A 21,602-nucleotide genomic window follows, 5' to 3' on the forward strand; every position below is an offset into this window, starting at 1 on the left:
GGATAGCGCGCTGTCAGGTCAATTCGGTCAAATCGCCAACTCTGCTTCCAGTACGCTGAATTGACGATCCAGCACGATACCTAGGGAGTGGGTACGGAAATCCATGGCTACCACCAAAATCGTTGACGCGACGCCGCGACGCCAGTGGGGAGCCGAACGACGCTCTGAACCGATGTCGATAATGCATCCCCGACCGTCCAAGACCAAGATCACGTGGGGTCGTATCGGACTAACGGTCACGGTGCTTTCGTGGATCGGCTACGTCGTCGCCACGACCTTTCGACAATTTATCAACGTGCACACCACGTTCCGTTTTGCCACGGAGGCAATCTCCTACCTCGTTGTTGTCACCTTCCTGACGTTCTCTGCGCTGATGTATCTGTTAGCCAGGCAAGGTGCGTTGCACCGCTTCCGAAACCATGAGCGGATTCCCAGAGGACTCATCGATCGTCACTTCGCCGATGCGGTGAGCGAATCCTTAACAGTACTGATTCCCTCCTATGCCGAAGAACCCGAAGTTGTCCGACTTACGATGTGGAGTGCAGCGCTTCAGGAGTACCCGGACTTGCGCCTCGTGTTGTTGATCGACGATCCGCCGGCTCCCACCGATCCTGAAACACTGGCCACGTTGACCGCGACACGGAACCTCGCGGGTGATATTGCCACTGCTTTGAAAGAGCCAGCAGAACGGTTTGAGCAATCTTTTGAACGCGCTGCCTACGGCCACGAATCATCGGAACCAACCGCGAAACAGGTCCGTTATTTAGCTGCTGAGTATCGCGCAGCAGCAGATTGGCTCACCACGATGGCCGAGCATGAAGCGATCGTCGACCATGTGAGCGAATTCTTCGTCGACCAAGTCTTGATGGGGCTTGCAAGCGAATTGCGACTGACAATTTTAGCGCTGGAAGGCTCCCTCGATCAGCAGGCCTACCCCGATGCCGTGCGGCTGCGAGAACTCCATCGACGATTGGTGTGGATCTTCCGTGCCCGGCTGGAGAGTTTCGAGCGGAAAGCCTTCGCCTCGCTCTCGCACGAGGCCAACAAGGCGATGAACATCAACGCATACCTGGGCCTGATGGGACACACGTGGCGCGAAACTGCGACACCGGACGGGCCGATTCTCGACCGGGTCGATGTCGCGCAGCCCGGCGATCGGGTGTTTGAGGACTCGGGGTACGTGCTCACCCTCGACGCTGACTCCCAACTGCTGCGTGACTATTGCATCCGGCTCGTCTACTACCTTGAGCAGTCCGACAACAGCCACGTCGCGATCATTCAAACGCCGTATTCATCATTCCGTGGAGCGCCCACTCGGATTGAGCGCATCGCGGGCGCCACAACCGATCTGCAGCACATCCTCCACCAGGGCATGACCTACTACAACGCGACATTCTGGGTGGGCGCGAATGCGGTCATCCGCAAGCGGGCATTGGAGGATATCGTCGAGGTCGAGAACGTGGGCGGCTTCGATGTGTATACCTACATCCAGGATCGAACGGTCATTGAGGACACCGAGTCGAGTATCGACATCGGCACTGCTGGTTGGTCGCTGGTCAACTACCCCGAACGGCTCAGTTACAGCGCGACGCCGCCTGATTTTGGATCGTTGATCGTGCAGCGCCGCCGCTGGGCAAATGGCGGCCTGCTGATCTTGCCGAAACTATGGGGTCAGATCCGTTTGCGTCGACTGAAACGGGAGCGGATCTATTTTCGCGAAATCGCACTTCGGGTGAATTACATGGCCTCGATCGCTTGGGCCAGCGTTGGCTTGCTATTCCTGTTGTTCTATCCCTACGACAGTCGACTCTTGAGTCCGCTTGTGCTTGGCGCGGCGCTGCCTTACTTCATCGCAATGGGCAGCGACCTTCGTAGCTGTGGTCACCGGTTCAGCGATATTTTCCGCGTCTACGGCTTCAATCTAGTGCTCTTACCAGTCAACCTCGCCGGCGTGCTCAAATCTGTTCAGCAGGCATTCACCGGCGAGAAGATTCCGTTCGCCCGCACGCCGAAGGTGCGCAACCGGACTGCGGCACCCGGCTGGCATGTGTTCGTCCCGTTCCTGATTGTCGGATTTTCGCTGCTGACTGCCTGGCGAGACTACAACAATCAGAACTGGGGTAATTTCGCGTTCGCGGCCTTCAATGCGACCCTGGCCGCCGGTGCGATCCGCGCCTATATCGGTTTGAACGCTGCCACCCTCGACATGGGACTTGGCGTGCTCAACTGGCTGTATGTCGACAAACGCAAAGCCAAGGTGGCCGCAGCGCCAGCGCCAATCGACCAAGAAGTCAACTGGTCGGCGATCCTCTACCACGGTGATCGGCGGCTGGCACGCGATCTACGTATGCGCGACGACCGACGCCGCAGAATTGGTCGAAAGTCACGCTGATTTATCGAGCGGGCAGCAGACCCGTCCATGGATCATTATGTACTGTAATATTCCAGTCTATTCGCACCTTGTGATCTTGACGGACGAGAACCGCGATGCTGATATCGGCAACTTGGAACTTCCTGCGCAGCGGAAGTTTGCATCATCTGCACGCACCGAATTCGAGTAATTTCGTCCTATGACCCAGGAAGCGGAGCAACCTGTGAACGGTAACTCTCGTGCTTCGCGGTTCTATTCGGCCGCGATTATTTTGGTCGCGATGCTCGGCATCATTCGGCAACTGAATCACTGGCAATTCAGCGCGCCTGACCTCACGTGGCTATCAATTGCCGCGCTTCTGGCGACCCCTTTTGCGGCCCGTTATCAGGTGACAATCTCTGCTTCCCGGCCGGATCTCAGGCTTGGCATTTTGCCCGCGCTGCTGTTCTCCGCCAACCCTGCCCTCGATTCAACGATCCTTCCGATCTGGGCGATTCTGGTCGCGGTCGGCTACGGATTTGCGCAGCGTGACGGGATTAGCGTCTGGCTGCTTACTGCGTACCAAATCCTTGCGGGCTCCGCGTTGCTGGCGGTGAGTCGCCACATCGACCTTGGCTACCGTCCCTATGACCGTACTTTCTTAGCGTTAGCGACCTATTTTTTGGTGTTGGCGTCGTTGGAAGCAGTTAGGCGTTTCATCGCCGAGCCGATTGGCTCGCGGGGACTGCGGCTGAGGTGGACCTGGTGCCTGTTGATCATGCTGGGCGTTTTCTACGCATCGGCGACGGTATCGGTGCTGCGGCACATTGAACGTGGCATGGGGATTCCGGTGTACGCGACGGTGTTCGTCGCGATGGCAGGGGCTTTGCTTTTGGTAGTGGGTCTCCTGTTACGACAGTTCGAGTTGGTTCGGAGTCTGAAGTCCTTGACGGCCGGGGCAACTGAGATGCCTTGGGCTCGTGATCAAATCAGTAGCAACCTTCAACGCTGGATGACCGTCGGGCTCCGTGCGCGGCATGTCGACACGAGGGTGGCCGCTGACGAGCTGCCAGCGACCGGGCTGTCGGCATCGCTGGCCGACGGGAATTTCGTGGTTGCCAGCCGAGATCGCGGTGATCTGCCATTTTCGGAAATCGACCGGGAGACTTTTGCAGGCCTTGCGTCCATGGCGGTGATCTCACTTCATCGGGCCGATCAGCAAGAGCATCTCGAGCGTCAACTGATGACTGATTCGTTGACCAGATTGGCAACCTATTCATATTTTCGCGATCAACTGGACATACTCAATGTCGAGCGAGATCCCGGTGAGATGTTGGGGTTGATTTTTCTTGACCTCGATGAGTTCAAGGCGGTCAACGAAACCTTTGGCCACGGCGGCGGCGATCGCGTTATCCGCGAGATTGGGCTGCGATTGCGCGCTTTGGGCGACGGCGCGCTTATCGCCAGACACGCCGGCGACGAGTTTGCGTTCGCGCTGCGCCACGTCGAGGATCTGGCCGGTTTGCAGCGTATGGCCGCACGCATTGTGCGCCTCATCGGTGAACCCATCCAGTTTGAGTCAGGAGTGGCTCGCATACAGACCAGCGTTGGTCTGGCACTGTCGGCGGGGGTGGAAGCTTCGGTCGATGATTGGGTACGTGAGGCCGATCGCCAGCTGTATCGCCGCAAGCGCAGTTTGCACTCGAATGACGCTGACCCCGAAGTCAATCTTGATGATGTAGTGCGCCGCGCCATCATCGAAGAACGAATCAGAACGGCGTTTCAGCCGGTGGTGGACCCAGCGCTCGGAAAGATCGTCATGGTGGAAGCCTTGGTGCGACTGAACGATCCCGAGTTTGGCGCAATTGCTCCCGAAACGTTGGTATCGATCGCCATGCGGCTCAACTTGCTCGATGAGATGACGAGACAGCTGGCCGTCCAAACCTTCGAAACGATCGCGGCCGCCGAACGGTTGGGTAGCAAGCTCAACGGCGTGACGATAAATTTGGAGTTAGTGCAACTTGATGCGTGGTCACCGCTTCTTGACGATTTGGTGGAACTTGCCAGTCACAGCGCAGCCCATCTCATTTTGGAAATTTCCGAACGGTCCTTTATCACCTGGGACGATGCAAGACGCGGCGTTATTGAGCGCCTGATTGCGGCGGGTATTGGACTGGCAATAGATGATTTCGGCGTCGGGTATGCCTCGTTAGGTACCTTGCATGCCGCACCTGTGACCCTGGTCAAAATCGATAAGTCACTGGTCGACGACATCGGACTGGCGCGTCAGCAGACCGTCTTGGCGGGGATGCTGTCGCTGCTTCGCGAGCTCCACTTCGATGTCATCGTTGAAGGCATCGAGACCCGTGAATCAGCGGAAATCCTCCAGAGTATGGGCGTGCGGTGGGTCCAGGGCTGGTTATTCGGCAAGCCGCTCTTACAACAGGAATTTCTCGATCGACTTTCTGTCCATGGGGTTGCGGCAGTCATCGACTAAGTTTCGTGTCACGATTCCGCCTTAGCAACCCGACCCGCGCAAGATCGGCTCATCGCACTAGTCTCGGGACTGTGACCACCGATCGGCGCGATGTTCCCGAGAAGGATCGACAGGAGCGCATACTCGACGCGGTCATTAGCTTGCTCGCGCAGCACGGTATCTCCGGTGTGAGCATTCGTGCCGTGGCGAAAGAGGCCGGAGTCGCCTTGGGGCTGGTCAACTACTACTACGACGACAAGATTGGTCTCATCCGCGCGGCCCTTATCCAGATCGAGGGACAAGACCTTGCGTTGGTCGAACCGGATCCGGCTTTATCCCCCGAAGATCAATTACGTGCAGTTCTGCGTCGGATTGTTGCCCCGGAGTTTCTGACCACTCAGTACTTATCGCTGCGGCTTCAACTTTGGGCGCTCGCGCAGGCGCACGATGATTTCGCCGAGATCAATACGACCGCGCAGAAGCGGTATCGGGCAGGACTGGCCGGGTTGGTCCAGGCAGCCCGGCCGGACCTCATACCTGCGGAATGCAAGCGGCGAGCAGCCGATATTGACGTGGTTCAGAACGGGCTGTGGCTCACCGCTCTACTTGGGTTGGACCGGGCATCACTTCAACGGGCCGTTGTCCGCTGCGAGGAGATCGCGCTAGCGCCGTAAACGACGCGCTTTCGTCGTGCACCCATCAGCGAATGATGTTTGCGCACAATATGGGTTGAACGGATGTCCAGCAGCGGTCTATGGTTCCGCTATGACACAGACCAATCAGCAGCCGGGCTATCAATCGGTCAATCCGGTAAGTGGCGAGGTTCTCGTTCAGTACGATTTTGCCTCGAGCGAGATGGTTGAGGACAGTTTGAGCGCGGGTGCTGCCGCCTACGAGCAGTGGTCGGAAGTTTCGATTGAGCAGCGTGCTGAGATTGCACTCAAAGTTGCTGAACTGTTCGGCCAGCGTGCTGATGAACTCGCGCGCATCGCGACCACGGAGATGGGCAAACCACTGCACGAGGCGGTGGAAGAGGTGGAATTTTGCGAGTCGATCTTCCGCTACTACGGCGAGCGCGGCCCGGCGCTGGCCGCAGACCAGCCAATTGACACCTCTGCCGGCGACCAGGCGGTCATACAGAAGCGGCCGATCGGGCTCCTGCTCGGTGTCATGCCGTGGAACTACCCCTACTACCAAGTCGCCCGTTTTGTCGCGCCGAATCTGGTTCTCGGGAACACCATGTTGCTCAAGCATGCCGAGTCTGTGCCGCAGTGTGCCGAGGGTTTGGAAGAGCTCCTGCGCGACGCCGGCGTTCCCGCGGGGGTCTACCAGAATATATTTGCGACCCACGCGCAGATTGCGCAGATCATCGGCGATCAGCGTGTTCAGGGAGTGTCGCTGACCGGGTCCGAGCGGGCTGGCGCGGCGGTTGCTGAAGTCGCCGGGCGAAACCTCAAGAAGTGCGTATTGGAGCTTGGCGGCTCGGATGCATACATCGTGCTGGACAGCGACGATATTGCGAAGGAGGCCGAACAGGCATGGCAGACGAGGCTCTACACGACTGGCCAAGCCTGCACGTCTAATAAACGCATGATCGTCATGGACGACATCTATGATCGGTTCGTCGACGAGTTGACTCGGCTCGCCGGAACGATGAGACCGGGGGACCCGATGGATCTGGCGGCAGGCAGCTACCCACCGATGTCTTCGCGAGCAGCAGCCGAGAATCTTGCGGTCCTTGTCGACGATGCAGTGGCCAAAGGTGCGCGGCTGCATGCCGGCGGTGAATTGGGCCAATCACCTGGTGCGTACTACGCGCCAGGCGTTCTCACCGGCGTCACCCCGCAGATGCGTGCCTACCGCGAGGAACTGTTTGGTCCGGTGGCGGTGGTCTATGCGGTCTCCTCTGAGGACGAAGCGCTCCGTCTGGCCAACGACAGCGACTATGGCCTGGGCGGCGCGGTGTTCAGCACCGATCCGAAGCGTGCGCTGCGGGTGGCCTCCGCGTTGGAGGTCGGGATGGCCAACGTCAACACGCCTGCTGGCGAGGGCCCCGAGATCCCCTTCGGTGGGGTCAAGCGTAGTGGCTTTGGGCGTGAACTTGGACCGCTGGGGATGGATGAGTTCGTCAACAAGCGGTTGATGTATGTCAAACAGCTCGGTCCCGGAGCATGAGGCGCTGACCCATGGCCCGGAAAATCGCCATCGTGACCGGCGGAAGCCGCGGAATCGGACGGGCAATTGTCGACCGGCTCAGCGCGGATGGTGCTGACGTCCTAACGTGTGGGCGTAGTGCTCGGCCGGCGGGATTGCCTGCGGCCGTTGTATGGGTTCAGGCTGACGTAGCCGATCCGATCCAAGCGGCAGGGTTGGTGGATCGGGCGAATGAGACCTTCGGCGACGTGTCACTGCTGGTGAATAATGCCGGGGTGCAGGTGGAACACACGGTCGTCGACAGTTCCGATGCCGACTGGGATCTGGTGATGGGTATCAACTGTCGCGGGCTGTTCAACCTATGCCGTGTGGTCCTGCCACAGATGAGCGAACACGGTGGGGTCATCATCAACATCGGCTCAACTTCGGGAGTTGTCGCCGATCCTTCCATGGCTCTTTACAACGCTTCGAAAGCTTTTGTGCACGGGCTGACCCGCTCGATCGCGGTCGATCATGGCCCGAACGTCAGATGCAATGCGATCAGCCCCGGTTGGGTCGAGACCGCGATGGCGGCGGATGCGTTCGCGCTCGCACACGATGCTGGAAAGGCTGAGCGCGACGCGGTTGCGCGGCACCCGCTGGCGCGTCTCGGTGCGCCAGCCGACATCGCCAATGCCGTGGCATGGCTGGCCTCGCAGGAAGCTTCGTTTGTGACTGGACAGTGCATCGCGGTCGACGGCGGAATGACCGCTGCGTCGCCGCTGCGCCCGGACCTATTCTGAACCGCTCCAACGGCACGTCGGCGACGCCCAATTCGGGCGCCAGAAACTGCCGTCCGCGAAAGATTGAACGATCGTACAAAAATGAGTAGTCTGACGATTATGAACCAGATCACAGTTGAGGATGCACGGAATATTGCCGCCGGCTACGACGTCGAGCCGGGACGCTCGATGTCGCTTCGTTCCGAGGCGTATGTGGACCCCAAGTGGCTCGACGCCGAACTCAAAGGTGTCTTCGGACGTACCTGGCAGTGGGTTTGTCACGTCGAAAAATTGACCAAGCCGGGCAGTTATGTCGCGGCCACGGTTGCGGGCATGCCGATCGCGGTCGTGCGCGACCGCGCGGGAACCCTGCGCGCCTTTTATAACGTCTGCAAACATCGTGCCCACGAACTGCTCTCGGGTTCTGGGACCGTACGCAATATCGTCTGCCCGTATCACGCTTGGACCTATGACTTGAGCGGTGGGCTGAAGGCTGCCCGACGCTCCGACAATATGGAGTCGTTCGACAAGTCGGAGATCTGCCTTGACCAAATCCAGGTGGAAGAGTTCGGTGGCTTCGTATACGTCAACCTTGATCCTGCCGCGCAACCCTTGGCTGAACAGGCGCCAGATCTTGCTCAAGAGATCGCCCAATGGGCACCCGATATCACCGAACTCACGCACGCGAAACGGTTGACGTACGAGGTGAACACCAACTGGAAGAACGTCATTGACAACTTCTTGGAGTGCTACCACTGCCACATTGCACACAAGGAGTTCGTCGACCTGGTGGACATGGACACCTACGAAGTTCAGACCCACGGCATCTGGTCGAGCCATTTCGCTGAAGCCGGCAAACATGAGAACGCTGCCTACGACGTTTCGGGCGCAACGGTCAATCAACACGCGGTGTGGTGGCTGTGGCCCAACACCTGCCTTCTGCGCTACCCCGGGCGAAGCAACTTCATGGTGTTCCAGGTCTTGCCCGTGGGGCCCGATCGAACTTTGGAGACGTGGGATTTCTTCCTCGAGACGACCGACCTAACTGAGGCGGAAATGGAGTCCGTGCGTTATATCGACGAAGTACTTCAGCAGCAGGACATCGCAATTGTCGAGAGCGTTCAACGTGGGATGAATACCCCAGCGTTCAACCAGGGCCGCATCGTCTTCGATTCCGAGCGGTCCGGATCAGGACTGTCCGAGCACGGGGTGCACCATTTCCATGGTCTTCTCATCGAGGCCTATCAGCGGCTGGTCGGCCTGGAGAGCACCGTCCGCACGCCCGCCGAACCGATCAACAGCTAGAGCCAATCAACAGTTAGAAGAAGCCAGCATGCCCAAACCCATTATCGTGACCTGCGCGCCAACCGGCGGAATCCATACCCCGACGATGTCCGATCATCTGCCCATCACCCCCGCCGAAATTGTGGCCGCATCGGTTGAGGCTGCTGAGGCGGGCGCGGCAATCATCCACTTGCATGCGCGCAATCCGCAGACCGGCCAACCGGACCCGCGGCCAGAACTCTTTCAGGAGTTCATGCCGCAGATCGCAAACGGTTGCGATGCCGTGCTGAATGTTTCCACTGGCGGTGGCTTGGGCATGTCGCGCGAAGATCGGCTGCGCGCGGCTGTCGCCACGTCCCCGGAGATGGCTTCGCTTAACGTTGGATCGTTGAACTTCGGCATCTTCCCCATGCTGGAGAAATACTCCGAATGGAAGCACGACTGGGAACCAGAATTTTTGGAAATGACGCGGGATTTCGTCTTCAAGAACACCTTTGCCGATCTCGAGTACGTCGTGAAGGAACTCGGGCGCGGCCACGGTACGAAGTTCGAATTCGAATGCTACGACCTCGGCCATCTCTACAATTTGGCGTGGCTCATCGAACAGGGGTGGGTCGAGCCGCCGTTCTTCGTGCAGATGGTTTTCGGTGTGCTGGGCGGCGTAGGTGCAGACCTCGACAATCTGGTCCACATGCATACCATCGCCGAAAAACTTTTCGGCGGCAGCTACGAATGGTCGGTGCTGGCAGCGGGCAGACATCAAATGTCATTTGCCACTCAGGCCGCGATGCTTGGCGGCAATCTGCGCGTAGGCATGGAAGACAGCCTGTTTATCGGGCCGGGGGAGCTCACCCCATCCAATGCGGCCCAGGTCGGCAAAATCCGTGGCATCGTCGAGGCGCTCGGCTATGACGTAGCCACTCCCGCTCAGGCCCGTGAACGATTGGGTCTGAAGGGAGCCGAGAATGTCTCCTTCTAATAACGCTGGCGGTCGGGTAGCCGCGCTAGGTGGCGGTCTGATTGGCCGCAGCTGGACGGCGTTATTTCTTGCTGCCGGCAAATCTGTTGCCGTGTATGACCCAGATCCGGCGGCCCGTGATCGTGTCCAGCAGACGGTGGAAGAAGCCTGGCCGGTGCTCACCGAACTTGGCTTGGCAAAGATCGACGTGTCCGAGAAAGATCTGGTTATTTGTCACGACCCTCGCGAGGCGGTCGAAGCGGCCGACTTCGTTCAGGAGAGCATTCCTGAACAGGTGCGGCTCAAACATGAGCTCTATCGGATGATCGAGCCGGTTCTCGCCACCGATGCCATTGTCGCTTCGTCCGCATCCGGTCTCACTCTCAGCGAGATGCAAGGTGGTTGGTCGGACCCTGCCCGATTCGTACTTGGCCACCCGTTCAACCCGCCACACCTCATTCCGTTGGTCGAGGTCATGGGCAACGAGCGCACGACTGACGGCGTTGTTGCCGACGCGCGACGATTCTACGAATCGGTCGGCAAGGTGACGATTGAGGTCAAGCGGGAAGTCCCCGGCCACGTCGCCAACCGTCTGCAGGCCGCTCTCTGGCGTGAAGCCATTCATCTGGTCAACGAGGGGGTAGCGACCGTCAATGACATCGATACCGCGGTGTCATCTGGACCTGGGCTGCGGTGGGCCGTTATGGGGCCCACCATGTTGTTCCACCTTGGCGGCGATGCCGGCGGACTCAGCGCGTTCTACGAGCGATACGCCGACAGTTTCAATCGTTGGTGGGATGATTTGGGAACACCCCATCTGGACGACGTCACTGCGGCGCGCCTGGTCGAGGGACTCTCCTCATCGAGCGACGCGGAGAGTATCCAACAACTGGCGGCCAAACGCGACGAAATGCTGACCGCAGTCGTTGCGGCGACTCACCGTGACCGCCGCAATCCGGCCAAGGTCACGGCAGAGGAGACCAACGTATGACCGTCGAATTCGATATTGATCACACCTCATTCGCCGTTCACGATGCCTTAAGTTGGGCGGCGCGGTTGCGTCGAGAACTCGGCGCTGTGCCGATCGCCGGTGAAACGCTTGGCGAGTTCCGCTACCTGTTGCTCTACGTCGGTGACGCCGATAAGGGTGGCCGGCTGGAACTGTTGGAACCAACCGGTCCTGGCTTCCTCGAAAAGTTCCTTGCGACCCACGGAGAGGGTGCCCATCACCTCACGTTCACGGTGCCAGATCTGCGTGAGACTGTGCGTCGCGTCCGTGCGTTGGGCCTGACTGTGGTTGGTGAAAATTATGACAACAGTTCATGGCGCGAGGCTTTCATCCTGCCCGATTCCCTGCACCGGACGGTTATCCAACTCGCCCAGTCCGATCAGGTCTATCCAGAGCCCCGTGACCTGATTTCGACCGAAGTGCGCGATGTGCCGAACTTCCCGAGTTCCGAAGGCGCCACTGATCCGCTGTGGTGGACCAACATCTGGACGACGTCTGCAGAAGGTCAGGCACAGATGATTACAACGCGCTTGATCTCCACTGACCTGACGATGTCGCGGTGCTTGTTTGTAGACACACTGGGTGCCCAAGCCGATGGCAGCGACGGACCGTTGGATTTCAGCTGGCCAAGCGGATCCTTGCGGGTGCTGCCGGGCGACGCACCGGGCATCACCGCGGTGGACCTGATCGGTGGCCCGATCGAGGGCTTGACCATCGGCACCTGCGATTTGGGCCCCGCCGAGCGGCATTAGATCCAGCGGTTGAACCACATACGGTCGCGCCACTGGTCGTAGCTGATCAGCGTGTTGGTGTAGATCGGATGGAAGAACCAGAAGCAGATCACCACCGCTACTAAGAATGCCCCGACGATCAATCCCACGAGATAGCGAGATCTGGCGGTGTCCGCCGAGCGCCACACCCCGTCGATCACGAGGCAGATGGCGATGATGGTGAACGGCAGAATCGCCACGGCATAGAACAGAAAGATCGGCCGGTCGTCATACCTGAACCACGGCAGCCACGTTGCTGCGACGCCGAGGAGTGGGATGCTCCAACGCCAATCGCGGGTTCGCAGCCAGGCCACGATGCCGGCAAGCAGAGCTAATGCGCCGCTCCACCAGATGACTGGATTGCCCAGCAGGAGGACTTGCCGCATACAGGTTGAGGTTGCTGCGGCACCGCAGGATGTCGCCGGTAAATCATTCACGGACTCGACTGCGACGGGTCGCTCAAGCACCAGCCAACCAGCGGGGTTGGATTCATACGGATGAGTCTTGCCGGCCAGATAACTGCCGGTGTGGAAGTCATAAGTCATGACCTGGTAATGCCACAACGATCGAAATGCGTCGATAGTTTCGCCGAAAAAGCCGTGCGCCGGACGATCGACATATGAGCCCCAGGGCGCATTATCGCCGTATCCGTGGCCGAAGCGGGCTTCATACACTCCGTGATGGAGCAGGAAGCCGGTCCAGGTCGCGACGTAGACAAGCCCAGCGAGTCCGACAATCGTGATGAAGGCCGGGATACCCACGACGAGCAACGTTGTGATCCAACCCGGTTTGCGCCCCAGTTTAGGTTCGATCGTCTTCCAGCGCTTGCGGCGGGCGAACACCTCAAGGATCACGACGGTTAACCCGAACACCGCGAGCACGAACACACCGCTCCATTTGGTGCCGCAGGCCATACCAAAACAAATTCCGGCACCGATCTGCCACGGTCGGAACCAGCGAATGCGATCAAGTCGTGCGCTGATCCAATCGTGATCAGCGACCAGACAGGCCACCGCGCAGACCAGCCAGAAGGTCAAGAACACGTCGAGGAGCGCGAGCCGCGACAGGAGGAAATGCAATCCGTCGAAGCACAACAACAAGCCCGCGATGCAGCCGATGACTGTCGATCCGGTGAGTCGGCGGACAAGACGGGCAAGGATGAGCACGGTCAGCGCGCCGATGACCGCCGCCGAAATTCGCCAGCCGAAGGAATCGAGGCCGAACAACCACTCGCCGATCGCGATGATCCACTTGCCGCCGTCAGGATGGGCAATTTGGCTGGGCAGCCCGGTATGCAGATGGGCCAAATGGCCGCTGGCGATCATTGTGTTGGCGTTGTCGACGTAGTCCTGCGCATAACCGAATTTCGTTAGCGACCACGCATCTTTCGCGTAGTAGGTCTCGTCGAACAGGAGTTTGTCTGGATAACCCAGATTCCATACCCGAAGGGTGAAAGCAATTAATGCGACTGCCGTCGGCCAGATCCAGCCGTGCGCCTTCTCGCTCACCCTCACCCGATTAGCCTAGGCGACCTGTGATGATGAACCTATGCTGATCCTCGCTGGAACACCCATCGGTCAGGTCGGTGACGCGTCCCCTAGGCTCGCCGCGGCCCTTGCGAATGCCGATGTCGTGGCTGCGGAAGACACACGCCGGCTCAAACGGCTCGTTAGTGAACTCGGGATTGAGATCTCCGGCCGGATCGTGTCTTATTTCGAGGGCAACGAGGAGCACCGGACCACCGAATTGATCGAAGTGCTCAAGGGCGGTGGCACCGTTGTGGTTGCCACCGATGCCGGCATGCCGAGCGTGTCTGATCCGGGTTATCGACTGGTCCGTGCCGCGATCGACGCCGACATTCGGGTGACATCGGTCCCAGGGCCCTCCGCGGTGCTCACGGCATTGGCGGTTTCGGGGCTGCCGGTCGACCGATTCTGCTTTGAGGGCTTCTTGCCTCGCAAAGCGGGCGAACGTACCCGTCGACTTACCGAGACTTTGCACGAATCCCGGACGATGGTGTTCTTCGAGTCGCCACACCGTACCGAAGCATCGCTCCGTGCCATGGCTGATGTTTGGGGCCCGGATCGGGCGGCCGCGGTATGCCGCGAATTGACCAAGACGTACGAAGAGATCAAACGTGCGGGGCTGCTCGAACTCGCGGAATGGGCAGCCGCTCAGGAGCATGGCGTCCGCGGCGAAGTGACCATCGTCGTGGCCGGCGCTACTGAAGAACGACGGTCATACACCGCCGAAGAACTCAGGGCCTTTGTCGTGGAGCAGGAAGCCGACGGTGCATCCCGCCGCGATGCGATCGCGATGGTGGTCGATCTGACCGGCGCGAGAAAGAAGGACGTCTACGCCGCCGCCCATGGCAGCCGCGCATGAATCGACAACCCCAAGTGTCGCCCTTCGCCGAGTGGCGCAAAGATGACTTCCAGTGGCGCAGCGATGACCAATTTTCGACGGTAATCGGTCATCCTTGCGCCACTCGCGGGGGTTGGGTTCGGGCACCATAGGATTGGGCTCATGTCCGACTCAACGTTTTACGTCACAACGCCGATTTATTATGTGACGGCCGCGCCCTCGATCGGCTCGGCATATACGACTGTTGCGGCGGACGTGCTCGCCCGGTGGCATCGCCAGCGTGGCGAGAAGACTTGGTTCCTGACTGGCACCGACGAGCACGGTCAGAAAGTCATGCAGGCCGCCGAGGCAGCAGGTGCCACGCCCCAAGACTTCACCGATCGACTTGTCGCCGAGGAGTGGAAGCCGGTACTTGACGTCATCGATGCCTCCAACGATGATTTCATCCGTACGACCGATGCCAAGCACATCGAGCGGGTCCAGAAGTTCTGGCAGACCTTGCACGAATCGGGCGATGTCTACGAGGGCGACTTCGAGGGCCCTTACTGTGTCGCGTGCGAAGAGTTCAAGCTCGACAGCGAACTTCTCAATGGCGAAGACGGCGCCAAGCTCTGCCCGGTCCACAAGCGGCCGGTCGACACCGTCGCTGAACGCAACTATTTCTTCCCGTTATCGAAATACAAAGACAAACTTCTCGCGTTCTATGCGGCCAATCCAACCTTCGTGCAGCCCGAAAGCGCCCGCAACGAAGTCATTTCGTTTGTCTCTTCGGACCTGCACGATCTGTCCATTTCGCGTTCAACCTTTGACTGGGGGATCGAAGTCCCGTGGGACAAGGAGCAGGTCCTGTATGTCTGGATCGACGCGCTACTTAACTATGTGACGGCGGCCGGCTATGGCGCCGAACCCGGCTCCGAGGACGCCAAAACGTTCCAGGACCGTTGGCCCGCGAGTCTGCATCTGGTCGGTCGCGACATTCTGCGCTTCCATGCCGTCATTTGGCCAGCGATGCTGATGGCCGCTGGCGTTGCGCCGCCGCAGCAGGTGTTCGCGCACGGTTGGTTGTTGGTCGGTGGCGAGAAGATGAGCAAGTCCAAGGCAACCGCGATCCATCCCAGCCAAATTGTCGACACGTTCGGCTCCGATGCTTACCGCTACTACTTCATGAAGGCGATTTCCTTCGGCTCGGACGGCTCGTTCTCGTGGGAGCATCTGCATGCGGTCTACACGTCCGAACTCGCCAACGGGCTGGGCAATCTGGTCGCGCGTGTGACTGCGATGGTCAACAAATATTTCGATGGCGAACTGCCTGATCCGGCCGCCGCCGGCGATGCCGAAGCGGCGATCGCAGCCGCGCTGAAGAGTACGGCCGACACGGCCAATGATGCGATCGATCGAATCGCGATTCACGAAGCGATCCATGCCGTCGAGGATTTCGTCTCCGCCATCAACGGCTATGTCACGGAGCAAGCGCCGTGGAAGGTCGCGAAAGACGCCCTGCCGTCTGGTGGGGCGGCCCGCGACCGGCTGGCTGCGATTCTCTACACCGCGGCCGAGGCGTTGCGCGGCGTGGCCGTGTTGCATGCGGCGACAATGCCGAAGAGTTCGGTGGCGTTGTGGGACGCACTCGGTGCGTCTGCGCAGCTTGGACCGCTCGCCGAACAGAACGTCGACCACGCGGGGGACTGGGGTCAGTTGCGCCCCGGCGCACGGCTTACCAAGGGGGACTCGCTATTCCCGCGGATCGAAGACGAGGCCAAACAGTGACCGGACGTTTCGCGTGAAGAAGGAGCGACCGCCGGCGCCCGAGGCATTGCCGGCGCCGGTCGTCGACAATCACTGCCATCTGGACACATCACGCGAGTTTGGCGGTCCGGACGTGCGGACGGCGCTGGACGCCGCCATCGCGGTCAACGTGACGCGGATCGTCCAGGTCGGCTGCGACCTGGCCGGCTCACGGTTCGCTGTGGAGACCGCGAACAGCTTCGATGAGATCGTCGCTGCAGTGGCGATTCACCCCAATGAAGCGCCGGGCCTGGGTGATGGACTTGCTGATGCGCTCGCCGAGATTGAGCGGCTCGCCGCCACCGAGACTCGTGTACGCGCGGTTGGTGAGACCGGACTCGACTACTTCCGCACCGGTGTGGACGGCCGAGCCGCCCAACACGAGTCTTTTCGCGCACACATACGCATTGCCAAACGCCACAACAAGACGCTCGTGATCCACGATCGCGACGCTCACGAGGATGTCTTGGCGATTCTTGATGACGAGGGTGTCCCCGACCGCGTGGTCATGCATTGCTTCTCCGGAGATGGTGATTTTGCCCGCCGTTGCCTTGACCGGGGGGCATGGTTGTCATTCGCCGGAACCGTCACGTTTAAAAACGCAGAAAACCTTCGAGGTGCACTCGCGATCACTCCGCGGGACAAAATTTTGGTCGAGACCGATGCGCCCTTCCTCACACCGATGCCGCATCGTGGGGCACCCAATGCGTCCTATCTAATTCCGCTCACAGTGCGCTTTATGGCTGATTTTCTAGGGATTTCGACCGATGGTTTGTGTCGGGACATTAATCGCAACACCGATTGTGCATTTGGCGGCAGTTGGGGAAATTTAGTTTGACGGCGCCCAGCGAGTCGTTATCCTCGAAGAGTTGCATTCTCAACACATAGAAGGAGAGGCATGCGGCGTGTCAAACATTTAGGGCGCAAGCGGATTTCGATACTTGCGCTAAACCTAGCTATTCTGCTCGTTGTGGCTGGTGGCACGGCTGCGTTCGGTGTGATCAGTAAAACCGTCACGCTGTCCGTCGACGGCCAGTCGCAGACCGTTCGGACCTTCGGCGAGAGCGTGGACGACGTGCTTACGGCCAAAGGAATTTCGGTCGAGCCCGCCGACCGGGTCAGTCCTGCGTCGGGGGCAGTCGTCGCTGACGGTGGCACGATCAAGGTCGATTATGCGCGGCCAATGACGCTTTCGGTCGATGGCGTCACACAGACCCATCTGCTGTTTCACCCTTCGGTTAAGCGCGCCATGGCTAAATTCAAGGTTGACCCGAAGCCGGGCGCCTACATGTCCGCCAAAGCAGATCAAACGATTCCGCGCTCGGGCATGCATCTCGTGGTGAGCAATTCCAAGAAGATCAAGGTCGTTGCCGACGGCAAGACCAAGAAGATCACGACGAATGCGCCGACCGTCGGTGAAGTCCTCGATAACGCGGGCGTCAAGTTGACTCCCGAAGACGAGGTCAAGCCGGGCACAGACGCACTCGTCACCGACGACGCCGCACTCAAGGTCGTACGCATCAAGACCGAGACAAAAACCGAAACGGTGAAGGTCAAGTACCCGGTTGAGGTCCAGAAGGACGACTCGATGCTCAAGGGCAAGGTCAAGGTCGTCGATCCGGGCAAGGCTGGCGAGAAGCGGGAAAAAGTCACCGTAACCTACGCGAATGGCAAGGTACGTGACCGCAAGGTACTTACCAGTGAGGTCGTATCTGCGCCGGTCAAGCAGGTCGAGAAGCACGGCACTGCGGCGGCTCCTAAAGCTCCGAGCGTCAATTCCAACAGCGTCTGGGACAAGATCGCCAAGTGCGAGTCGGGCGGCAACTGGAGTATCAATACTGGCAATGGCTACTACGGTGGACTTCAATTCAGCGCCGCGACGTGGCACAGCGTCGGCGGGTCAGGTCTACCGAGCGACCATCCACGCGAAGAGCAGATCAAACGGGCCAAGATCCTTCAAGCCCGGTCGGGCTGGGGCCAGTGGGGCTGCGCACACGCGAGGTTCAACTGACGACTAGCCGGCTATTGGGGGCATCGGACGTCCGCAGGCTTGCGACGACATGTGGCATACGCCCTACCAAGCAACGCGGGCAGAACTTTGTCATCGACGGCAACACTGTGCGTCGCATCGTAAAGGCGTCGGGGGTCGGCCCTGAGGACACTGTCCTCGAGGTCGGCCCCGGTCTCGGTTCATTGACCCTCGGGCTGCTCGACGTCGCGGACCGGGTCATCGCGATCGAAATTGACGAGACGTTGGCTTCGGCCCTGCCGGCGACGATCGCTGAATTCGCGCCCGAGCGCGCCGATCGATTTGAGGTTGTGCTGGCAGACGCGATGCGGGTCACCGCAATCCCGGGCCCCGCGCCGACGGCGCTCGTCGCGAACCTGCCCTACAACGTTTCGGTGCCCGTGCTCCTGCACTTGTTCGAGTTGCTGCCGTCAGTGCAGACCGGGCTAGTCATGGTCCAGTCCGAGGTTGCGCACCGGCTGGCGGCCGTACCTGGTTCGAAGATCTACGGTATTCCGAGCATCAAAGCGGCGTGGTATGCCGATGTGTCGCTGGCTGGATCAGTGGGCCGACACGTCTTCTGGCCGGCACCGAATGTAGATTCTGCTCTTGTTGCGTGGACCCGGCGTGAACCGCCCAGCGCAACCGTTCCTCGCGAGCGGGTATTCGCAGTCGTTGATGCCGCCTTCGCCCAGCGGCGCAAGACCTTACGATCGACGCTGTCGGCGCTGGCGGGATCGGGCGCTGCGGCTGAAGCGGTACTTCTTTCGGCCGGCATCTCGCCACAGGCGCGCGGCGAGACACTGACGGTTCACGACTTCACCCAGATCGCCGCCTGCCTTGTCGCTCATTCACCGGCGACCAGTTAGATTCGTCTCGTGATCACCGTCCGCGTACCCGCCAAGATCAATCTCTGTTTGGGCGTGGGGCCGAAGCGTGACGACGGATTCCATCCGCTCGCCACGGTTTATCAGGCCGTCGACCTCCATGACGAGGTCCGTGCGACAGCGGTCGATGACGGTTCCTTGTCGGTGCGGGTTCATTTCGACGGCGACAGCCGTGCCGAGGACGCACCCGTTCCCGAGGATGACAGCAACCTCGCGATCCGCGCCGCGCTGCTCCTGCGCGAGCATGCTCAGATCGATGATGGGGCCGAACTGGCTATCCGTAAAGTCATTCCGGTGGCCGGCGGTATGGCCGGCGGTTCGGCTGATGCAGCCGCAGCGTTAACCGCCTGCAATGAACTTTGGCGAACCGGCCTGAGCCGTGCGGAGCTGGAAAAGCTTGCCGCTCAGCTAGGCAGCGACGTGCCATTTCTGCTGCACGGCGGGATCGCGATGGGTGGCGGTCGGGGCGAACTCGTCAGCCCGGTATTGGCACGCGGCAGTTATCACTGGGTGTTCGCGATCGCATCGCACGGGCTGTCTACTGCCGCGGTCTACGGCGAATTCGACCGGCTCAACGCCGACCGTGACGTTCCCCAACCGCTGGTTGCCGATGATTTGTTGGCTGCACTCCGCGCCGGGGATGCTGAAGCGCTCGGTGGCACGTTGTCCAATGACTTGACCGAGGCGGCACTGTCGCTGCGACCCGAGCTTGCCAACACGCTCGACGTCGGGATGGGATGCGATGCGCTTGGCGCACTCCTGTCCGGCTCCGGCCCGACGGCGATGTTCCTGGCCCGCGATGAAGCCCACGCGATGGACATCTCAGTGGCGCTGGCGAGCTCCTTGGTGTGTGCTGATGTCGTTCATGCCAGAGGGCCAGTGCCGGGCGCTCGCCTGATCTAGCCGAAGCTTCGCGACGCTCCAAGATTTGGCCGATCTTGTCCCATTTCCGAGCCCGAAAGGTCCAAAAACGGGATGATTTCGGCCAAATCTTGGGGACTGGCGCTATCGACGTCAGTTGAGTTTTTCGCTCAACTCGAGCCAGCGGAGTTCGAGCTCTTCGATATCGGCCTCGAGCTTCTTGACTTGCTGCGACATCGTCGACAAGCCTTCATAGTCACCCGAATCATGTTCGGCCATTTGGGTATGCAGGCTGTCGACCTTGAGCGTCATCTTCGTCATACGACGGTCGATCGAGGCGACCTCTTTCTTGGTCGTACGCAGCTCGGCGCTCGACAGGCCGGTAGGTTTTTTCGCGGCAGGCGTGGCCGCAGCAACCGGGTTGTTCTGCTCGTGACGAAGGCGCAAATATTGGTCGACGCCGCCGGGCAGGTGCCGGAAATGGCCGTCCATGATGGCGTATTGCTGATCGGTGATGCGTTCGATCAGATAGCGATCGTGCGAGACGACGAGCAGGGTGCCGGGCCACGAGTCGAGCAGATCCTCCATCGCTGCGAGCATGTCAGTGTCGAGGTCATTAGTCGGTTCGTCAAGAACCAGGACGTTCGGCTCGTCGAGCAGGATCAGCAAGAGCTGCAAGCGCCGCTTCTGCCCACCGGACAGATCGCGCACAGGGGTCGCCATCTGGGCGTTGGAGAAGCCCAACCGCTCTAATAACTGGCTGGGTGTCATCTCCTTGCCGCCCGCGACGTACGAGGTGCGCTGCCGACCGATCACGTCACTCACGCGATCATTGCCGACCTCTTTGAGCTCATTGAGCTCCTGGGTCAGCGTGACGACCTTGACGGTCTTGCCGCGCTTGACCCGGCCGCTGGTTGGCTGGAGGTCGCCGGTCACAAGTCCGAGCAGCGTCGACTTGCCCGCTCCGTTGGCGCCCAAGATGCCAGTGCGCTCGCCCGGTCCGATTCGCCATTCGAGATGTTTGAAGACTTCGTTGTCGCCGTAGGAAACGCCGGCATCGAGGATGTCCACGACGTCCTTGCCGAGCCGCGCGGTCGCCATCTGCTTGAGCTCGATCGGATTGCGCGGTGGCGGCTCGTTCTCGATCAGCTGATTGGCCGCGTCGATCCGGAACTTCGGCTTAGCGGTACGAGCCGGAGCGCCGCGGCGAAGCCAGGCGAGCTCCTTGCGCATGAGGTTTTGTCGTTTGGATTCGGTCGCGGAGGCCATCCGATCGCGTTCGACGCGCTGCAGGATGTAGGCCGCGTAGCCGCCCTCGAATGCCTCGACGATCCCGTCGTGGACTTCCCAGGTCATGTTGCAGACCTCATCGAGGAACCAACGGTCGTGGGTCACGACTAGTAGCCCACCGACGTTGTTGGCCCATCGCGTCTTGAGGTGGCCGGCGAGCCAGGTGATGCCTTCGACGTCCAGATGGTTGGTCGGCTCATCGAGGAACAGGATGTCGTCATCACCGACTAAGAGAGCGGCAAGTGCGACCCGGCGTCGCTGGCCGCCGCTGAGCGTCCCGACGATGTCATCCCAGCCGATATCGGCCACAAGCCCGGCGATGACGTCGCGGATCAACGAGTTGCTGGCCCATTCGTAATCTGCCGCATCGCCGACAATCGCGTGACCGACGGTTTGGGTCTGATCGAGCGTGTCAGTTTGATCGAGCATTCCGATTCGTACACCGCCGCGTGTCGTCACCCGGCCCGAATCGGGCTGCATCCGACCGGCCATGATCGAGAGCAGGCTGGATTTGCCGTCGCCGTTGCGGCCGACGATCCCTACTCGGTCCCCTTCATTGATCCCGATCGTGACCGATTCGAAGACGGTTTTGGTGGGAAAGTCGAGAGCGATTGATTCTGCGCCGAGAAGATGAGCCACTGCTTA

At 60.1% G+C, this 21,602-nt stretch carries 17 protein-coding genes; 15 read left to right on the plus strand and 2 right to left on the minus strand.

Annotation, left to right across the window (positions count from 1 at the left end):
• Positions 1–103 precede the first annotated feature (103 nt).
• The 9 genes from AC2YB9_RS04150 (at position 104) to AC2YB9_RS04190 (ending at position 11,744) form a co-directional block, all read left to right on the plus strand.
• A complete protein-coding gene (locus AC2YB9_RS04150; RefSeq protein WP_487267497.1) occupies positions 104–2,392 on the plus strand; it encodes a glycosyltransferase family 2 protein in 2,289 nt (762 codons plus the stop codon).
• A 202-nt stretch (positions 2,393–2,594) separates the two neighbouring features.
• Positions 2,595–4,847 (plus strand): EAL domain-containing protein, encoded by a 2,253-nt coding sequence (locus AC2YB9_RS04155; RefSeq protein WP_487267498.1) that lies wholly within the window; start codon positions 2,595–2,597, stop codon positions 4,845–4,847.
• 71 nt (positions 4,848–4,918) lie between these two features.
• Positions 4,919–5,500 (plus strand): TetR/AcrR family transcriptional regulator, encoded by a 582-nt coding sequence (locus AC2YB9_RS04160; RefSeq protein ID WP_487267499.1) that lies wholly within the window; start codon positions 4,919–4,921, stop codon positions 5,498–5,500.
• Positions 5,501–5,591: 91 nt separating this feature from the next.
• Positions 5,592–7,001, plus strand: a complete 1,410-nt coding sequence (locus AC2YB9_RS04165) for an NAD-dependent succinate-semialdehyde dehydrogenase (protein ID WP_487267500.1) — start codon at positions 5,592–5,594, stop codon at positions 6,999–7,001.
• A gap of 11 nt (positions 7,002–7,012) precedes the next feature.
• Positions 7,013–7,762 carry an SDR family NAD(P)-dependent oxidoreductase gene (locus AC2YB9_RS04170; RefSeq protein WP_487267501.1) on the plus strand — a complete coding sequence of 250 codons (750 nt, stop codon included), beginning with the start codon at positions 7,013–7,015 and terminating at the stop codon, positions 7,760–7,762.
• 99 nt (positions 7,763–7,861) lie between these two features.
• Positions 7,862–9,046, plus strand: coding sequence for an aromatic ring-hydroxylating oxygenase subunit alpha (locus tag AC2YB9_RS04175; protein ID WP_487267502.1), 1,185 nt, complete (start codon positions 7,862–7,864; stop codon positions 9,044–9,046).
• A gap of 28 nt (positions 9,047–9,074) precedes the next feature.
• On the plus strand, positions 9,075–10,004 hold the full coding sequence (kce, locus tag AC2YB9_RS04180; RefSeq protein ID WP_487267503.1) for a 3,5-dioxohexanoate:acetyl-CoA acetone transferase: 930 nt from the start codon (positions 9,075–9,077) through the stop codon (positions 10,002–10,004).
• Positions 9,991–10,974 (plus strand): 3-hydroxyacyl-CoA dehydrogenase NAD-binding domain-containing protein, encoded by a 984-nt coding sequence (locus AC2YB9_RS04185; protein ID WP_487267504.1) that lies wholly within the window; start codon positions 9,991–9,993, stop codon positions 10,972–10,974. The genes kce and AC2YB9_RS04185 overlap by 14 nt, the downstream gene beginning before the upstream one ends.
• Complete coding sequence (locus AC2YB9_RS04190; protein ID WP_487267505.1) at positions 10,971–11,744, plus strand: VOC family protein; 774 nt, start codon at positions 10,971–10,973, stop codon at positions 11,742–11,744. The genes AC2YB9_RS04185 and AC2YB9_RS04190 overlap by 4 nt, the downstream gene beginning before the upstream one ends.
• On the opposite strand, the gene AC2YB9_RS04195 is transcribed toward AC2YB9_RS04190, so the two are convergent.
• Complete coding sequence (locus AC2YB9_RS04195) at positions 11,741–13,276, minus strand: dolichyl-phosphate-mannose--protein mannosyltransferase (protein ID WP_487267506.1); 1,536 nt, start codon at positions 13,274–13,276, stop codon at positions 11,741–11,743. The two genes, AC2YB9_RS04190 and AC2YB9_RS04195, sit on opposite strands and share 4 nt — an antisense overlap.
• 34 nt (positions 13,277–13,310) lie before the next feature.
• Here AC2YB9_RS04195 and rsmI point away from each other — a divergent pair, with 34 nt between their 5' ends.
• The 6 genes from rsmI (at position 13,311) to AC2YB9_RS04225 (ending at position 19,709) form a co-directional block, all read left to right on the plus strand.
• Positions 13,311–14,147, plus strand: coding sequence for a 16S rRNA (cytidine(1402)-2'-O)-methyltransferase (gene rsmI / locus AC2YB9_RS04200; RefSeq protein ID WP_487267507.1), 837 nt, complete (start codon positions 13,311–13,313; stop codon positions 14,145–14,147).
• Between the two features lie 141 nt (positions 14,148–14,288).
• The gene (gene metG, locus AC2YB9_RS04205; RefSeq protein ID WP_487267508.1) at positions 14,289–15,893 is read left to right on the plus strand and encodes a methionine--tRNA ligase; all 1,605 of its coding nucleotides are present in this window, start codon (positions 14,289–14,291) and stop codon (positions 15,891–15,893) included.
• A gap of 13 nt (positions 15,894–15,906) precedes the next feature.
• On the plus strand, positions 15,907–16,749 hold the full coding sequence (locus tag AC2YB9_RS04210; RefSeq protein WP_487267509.1) for a TatD family hydrolase: 843 nt from the start codon (positions 15,907–15,909) through the stop codon (positions 16,747–16,749).
• 60 nt (positions 16,750–16,809) lie between these two features.
• On the plus strand, positions 16,810–17,922 hold the full coding sequence (locus AC2YB9_RS04215) for a resuscitation-promoting factor (protein WP_487267510.1): 1,113 nt from the start codon (positions 16,810–16,812) through the stop codon (positions 17,920–17,922).
• A complete protein-coding gene (gene rsmA, locus AC2YB9_RS04220; protein ID WP_487268560.1) occupies positions 17,919–18,788 on the plus strand; it encodes a 16S rRNA (adenine(1518)-N(6)/adenine(1519)-N(6))-dimethyltransferase RsmA in 870 nt (289 codons plus the stop codon). Before AC2YB9_RS04215 ends, rsmA begins: the two co-directional genes overlap by 4 nt.
• Positions 18,789–19,709 (plus strand): 4-(cytidine 5'-diphospho)-2-C-methyl-D-erythritol kinase, encoded by a 921-nt coding sequence (locus AC2YB9_RS04225; protein WP_487268561.1) that lies wholly within the window; start codon positions 18,789–18,791, stop codon positions 19,707–19,709.
• 111 nt (positions 19,710–19,820) lie between these two features.
• Here the strand turns inward: AC2YB9_RS04225 and AC2YB9_RS04230 are convergent, their stop codons facing one another.
• Complete coding sequence (locus AC2YB9_RS04230) at positions 19,821–21,596, minus strand: ABC-F family ATP-binding cassette domain-containing protein (protein ID WP_487267511.1); 1,776 nt, start codon at positions 21,594–21,596, stop codon at positions 19,821–19,823.
• Between the last annotated feature and the right edge of the window lie 6 nt (positions 21,597–21,602).

The sequence above is a fragment of the Aeromicrobium changchenzhani genome (genome assembly GCF_057586615.1).

Excerpts from the sequence above, each read along its gene's own strand:
- AC2YB9_RS04150 (WP_487267497.1), top strand. The coding sequence starts at position 104 with ATGGCTACCACCAAAATCGTTGACGCGACGCCGCGACGCCAGTGGGGA.
- AC2YB9_RS04165 (WP_487267500.1), top strand. The coding sequence starts at position 5,592 with ATGACACAGACCAATCAGCAGCCGGGCTATCAATCGGTCAATCCGGTA.
- AC2YB9_RS04170 (WP_487267501.1), top strand. The coding sequence starts at position 7,013 with ATGGCCCGGAAAATCGCCATCGTGACCGGCGGAAGCCGCGGAATCGGA.
- AC2YB9_RS04175 (WP_487267502.1), top strand. The coding sequence starts at position 7,862 with ATGAACCAGATCACAGTTGAGGATGCACGGAATATTGCCGCCGGCTAC.
- kce (WP_487267503.1), top strand. The coding sequence starts at position 9,075 with ATGCCCAAACCCATTATCGTGACCTGCGCGCCAACCGGCGGAATCCAT.
- AC2YB9_RS04185 (WP_487267504.1), top strand. The coding sequence starts at position 9,991 with ATGTCTCCTTCTAATAACGCTGGCGGTCGGGTAGCCGCGCTAGGTGGC.
- AC2YB9_RS04190 (WP_487267505.1), top strand. The coding sequence starts at position 10,971 with ATGACCGTCGAATTCGATATTGATCACACCTCATTCGCCGTTCACGAT.
- rsmI (WP_487267507.1), top strand. The coding sequence starts at position 13,311 with ATGCTGATCCTCGCTGGAACACCCATCGGTCAGGTCGGTGACGCGTCC.
- metG (WP_487267508.1), top strand. The coding sequence starts at position 14,289 with ATGTCCGACTCAACGTTTTACGTCACAACGCCGATTTATTATGTGACG.
- AC2YB9_RS04215 (WP_487267510.1), top strand. The coding sequence starts at position 16,810 with ATGCGGCGTGTCAAACATTTAGGGCGCAAGCGGATTTCGATACTTGCG.